This is a genomic window from Ectobacillus antri (assembly GCF_003852715.1).
Taxonomy (GTDB): Bacteria; Bacillota; Bacilli; order Bacillales; family Bacillaceae_G; genus Ectobacillus; species Ectobacillus antri.
The window spans coordinates 1-3,931 of the sequence record NZ_RIAV01000052.1; the positions used below are offsets into that span (position 1 = coordinate 1).

At 32.4% G+C, this 3,931-nt stretch carries 5 protein-coding genes and 1 pseudogene; 4 read left to right on the plus strand and 2 right to left on the minus strand.

Going from position 1 to position 3,931, the window contains the following annotated elements; translation table 11 throughout:
- Positions 1-294: IS6 family transposase (locus tag EEJ45_RS17895; RefSeq protein ID WP_124566106.1), on the minus strand; the 294-nt coding region annotated here is incomplete at its 3' end.
- A gap of 245 nt (positions 295-539) precedes the next feature.
- On the opposite strand from EEJ45_RS17895, the gene EEJ45_RS17900 reads away from it, so the two are divergent.
- The 4 genes and pseudogenes from EEJ45_RS17900 to EEJ45_RS17915 form a co-directional block, all read left to right on the plus strand.
- On the plus strand, positions 540-1,379 hold the full coding sequence (locus EEJ45_RS17900) for a YiiX/YebB-like N1pC/P60 family cysteine hydrolase (protein ID WP_124566107.1): 840 nt from the start codon (positions 540-542) through the stop codon (positions 1,377-1,379).
- A 112-nt stretch (positions 1,380-1,491) separates the two neighbouring features.
- Positions 1,492-2,655 (plus strand): hypothetical protein, encoded by a 1,164-nt coding sequence (locus EEJ45_RS17905; protein WP_246000041.1) that lies wholly within the window; start codon positions 1,492-1,494, stop codon positions 2,653-2,655.
- Between the two features lie 58 nt (positions 2,656-2,713).
- A complete protein-coding gene (locus EEJ45_RS19125; RefSeq protein ID WP_124566108.1) occupies positions 2,714-2,959 on the plus strand; it encodes a DUF2651 family protein in 246 nt (81 codons plus the stop codon).
- Positions 2,960-3,104: 145 nt separating this feature from the next.
- A pseudogene (locus tag EEJ45_RS17915) lies at positions 3,105-3,365 on the plus strand (transposase domain-containing protein); the annotation flags it as partial.
- Between the two features lie 133 nt (positions 3,366-3,498).
- On the opposite strand, the gene EEJ45_RS17920 reads toward EEJ45_RS17915, so the two are convergent.
- The coding region (locus EEJ45_RS17920) for an ATP-binding protein (protein WP_164464348.1) at positions 3,499-3,931 on the minus strand (433 nt) is incomplete at its 5' end.

Genomic DNA, 3,931 nt, shown 5'->3' on the forward strand with positions numbered 1-3,931 from the left:
TGAATCGACTGCACGATATACATACATCCATTGACCTTTTACTTTGATATACGTTTCATCGACTCTCCAGGAATCATTGGTTGACTTAAGGTGACGTCGTACTCTTTCATCTAATTCAGACCCATATTGATGAACCCAACGCATAATCGTTGTATGAGCCATGAATAAGCCCCGTTCCTCCATCATTTCCACCAAATCACGAAAGCTGAGACTGTACCGTAGGTACCACCTCACTGCTAACAAAATAATGTCAGGCTGATAATGTTTCCACTTGAACAGATTTTGCTTTTCCATACTGATCACGCCCTTTTTTTAGAGTAATAGTATCAGTATGTCCAAGCTTTAGAGATTAATTGCGACTGTTTTGAGATTTTTGCACCAGAACCCCGTTGACATGCCCCCAATTTTACTCTTCTTTCTTAAATATCTACTATCTTTAATTTTGATTTATAAAACTATTAAAAAACATTATTTATTTCATAATATAACGATGATATACTTTAAAGGTACAAGAAAAATATAGAAAATGAGTTAATAAAATGAAACTGAAAACTGTTTTATTAGCAACAATTTTATCAACAACACTATTTGGAGGATTTGGCTTAAGCGCAGCAGGGGCAGCCGAGAGTCTCTCATCAATTCAAAAAAAGGAAGTTGTAGAACTTAAGCAACACGGATTAACAGATAAGCAAATTCAAGAATACATAAAAATAGCGGAAAACGATAAAAAATTCTTTGCAACAGAAGCAAAACAAAAAGCTGCTAACGATATTACAAAACTAAAAGGCTTAAAAAAATCCCAACAAAATTTCACAGCTAGCACAAAAACAAACGGAAATACAAATACAGAATATGTAAAGATTAATGATCCAGAATATAAAAATATCTTATCTGATTCCAATTCTACAATTTCTGCATATGCAAGATCTCCACTTGGCACAAAAGGAGATGTATTAGTAAGCTATGAGATTAACTCTGGAAGCTCTTCTATAGGGGTAGGACATGCTGCTATTGTATCTAGAGATTACACTCGTACCGTAGAATCTTTTGCAAAATCTTGGAGCCCTATTAACAAAGATGGTGTACAATATTATCCAAATACGTGGAAAGGAAGATCCAACGTATTTGGTCTTTGGGTAAAAAAGGCTTCCGATACAGATTATGCTAACGCTGCAAGCTATGCACAAGGTAAAATTGGTAAGGCTTATAACTGGAACTTTGCCAACAAATTTTCTACTTCTTCTTTCTATTGCTCTCAACTAGCTTGGCGTTCTTGGGAACAACAAGGAATCAATATCGATTACGTAAAATTTGATACAGTTGTTACACCAGCTGAACTGGTTAAATCAGAAAATACAACGATTTTCTATTCTAATTAATTAGATATAGAAAAATCTAAAAAAGCGACCATCAACGGTTTGTTAATGGTCGCTTTAGTATTATATTAGTATTTATTATATTAGCATATAAATAAAGGTAGGTTAAAAACATATGAGGTATCGTTTTTTATCTAGTATTTCTATCTTATGTTGTACAATTTTCTTAACGTCCTGTTCTAATGAAAGCAGCATCTCTTTATCCTCCAAAAGTAGTGAGAGGGCATTAAAACAAATCAGTAATGCAGAATATTTAGTATCCTATACGAATGGATTAAAACCGGGAGGATATCTAACAACATACGATAAAGAAGGGAATGTTTTAGAAAAGGCTTCTATTGAAGGACAAAGCATTATCACAAATGCAAAAGACGAAGATACATACTATTTTTCTTCTAGTCGAAATGACAAACATTACAGTGTTACAAAGCAAGGGCAGGTTGAAGCTATATCTAAACCAAAGAATTTACAAAATACAAATTCAGGCGCCTATTTTATTCACGCAGAACAAGGTTATGTCTTTTATGATATGAATATTGGCATACTAAATGAAAAAGATGGTTACATAAGTGAATTAGTATATAAAAAAAAGGGGGAGACACAACAGCATATTAAATTAAAAGGCACTATACAGGGTGCTCATATTATAAATAATACTCTATACGCTTTTTCTCAAACAGATCAAAAAGTATATATATCTTACATCGATCTTTCTACCGATAAATTATTAAAAGAAGTAGAAATTCCAAATCAAGATGTATTATTTGCTTCTTCTTTTCATAAATCCATGTTTCAAATTTGGAATGACAAGATTGTATTGTCACTTAGCGATAATGTAGATCAAAAATTGCCAACAAGACTTGTTATAATTAATCCGAACAACGGAAGTATTGAAAAGGAAATTTTATTAAACTCGACACAATCCATACCAATACACTTAGAAGTCATAAACAATGAATTATACATATTTGAACAGACTGGGAACATCCAAGCATTAAATACAAACTATAAAACGATTAAAACTTACTCTATACAAGAAACATCAGCCTTTTTTAATAAATTAGATCAAAAAGGTGGCGGTATTGCAGATATTCAAATTGAGAAAAAGAAAATATATATCCTTTATCAATACACAGATAAATCTGCAAGAAAAGAGAAAGTACGAGGAGAAATTCATAGTTATTCTCTAGAAGATGGAAAAAAGTTAGACGAGACAACCTTAATGTTTAATAAACATTGGGAAGATATAACATTTCTTGTAATAGATTCGGACAAATAAAAATCTCATTTATATTTACGAATTAAACATTTTATCCAATTATGAAAGGAGAATTTATATGGAATTATTATTTGCTATATTTTTTTATCCAATCCTCGTTATTATTCTAAGTATCATTGGATATAATCTAACAAAGAGTTTATTTATTATGCCAACTTTAACATTTCTAGTATTTAGTGTTCTAACCTTAACTATATTGAACTCAACTTTCTTTTTTTGGGTAGTTATTTTTACAATAATCTCTTTTATTACTAGTTTAATCACAAAACATATAAAAAATAAAAAGAAAACTGCAATATACTAAGTTACTACTCTTGTAACTTAGTTTTTTTATCTATTGTGAGCGTGTCGCAAAACGGTTCTGGTACAAAAATCTCAAAACAGTCGCAATTAATCTCTAAAGCTTGGACATACTGATACTATTACTCTAAAAAAAGGGCGTGATCAGTATGGAAAAGCAAAATCTGTTCAAGTGGAAACATTATCAGCCTGACATTATTTTGTTAACAGTGAGGTGGTACCTACGGTACAGTCTCAGCTTTCGTGATTTGGTGGAAATGATGGAGGAACGGGGCTTATTCATGGCTCATACAACGATTATGCGTTGGGTTCATTAATATGGGCCTGAATTAGATGAAAGAGTACGACGTCACCTTAAGTCAACCAATGATTCCTGGAGAGTCGATGAAACGTATATCAAAGTAAAAGGTTAATGGATGGGTTCTGGTGCAAATACTTGAAGAAAATATAAAAAAGCGAAAGATCTCTAATGACTGTTGGTCTTAAGTAATATAAATGTCAACTAGATTATGTACAAAAACGCTCACTTAATGATGTATAAAATTACTCAGGTTCTTTCGGAAAATGATCTTTTAGACGATATGACTTTCCTACAATTGTCACTACCGTTGCGTGATGTAAAATACGATCAAGAATGGCATTTGCTAACTTAGGCTCTTGAAACACTTCATTCCAGGATTTGAAATTGACGTTAGTTGTAAAAATTGTGCTGCGCTTTTCGTAACGCTTATCAATCAGCTGAAAAAACAATTTGGCATCCTCCGGATCAATAGGCAAATATCCGATTTCGTCGATAATTAAGAGCTTATACTTTGTATAATGCTTTAAGCGACTTTCCAAACGGTTTTCTAGGTACGCTTTCTTTAAATTTTGAATGAGGTCATGACATTTTATAAAATACGTACTTGTTCTTTTTTTCGCAGCTGCGATACCAATTCCTGTCGCTAAATGAGTTTTGCCCACACCACTTGGACCA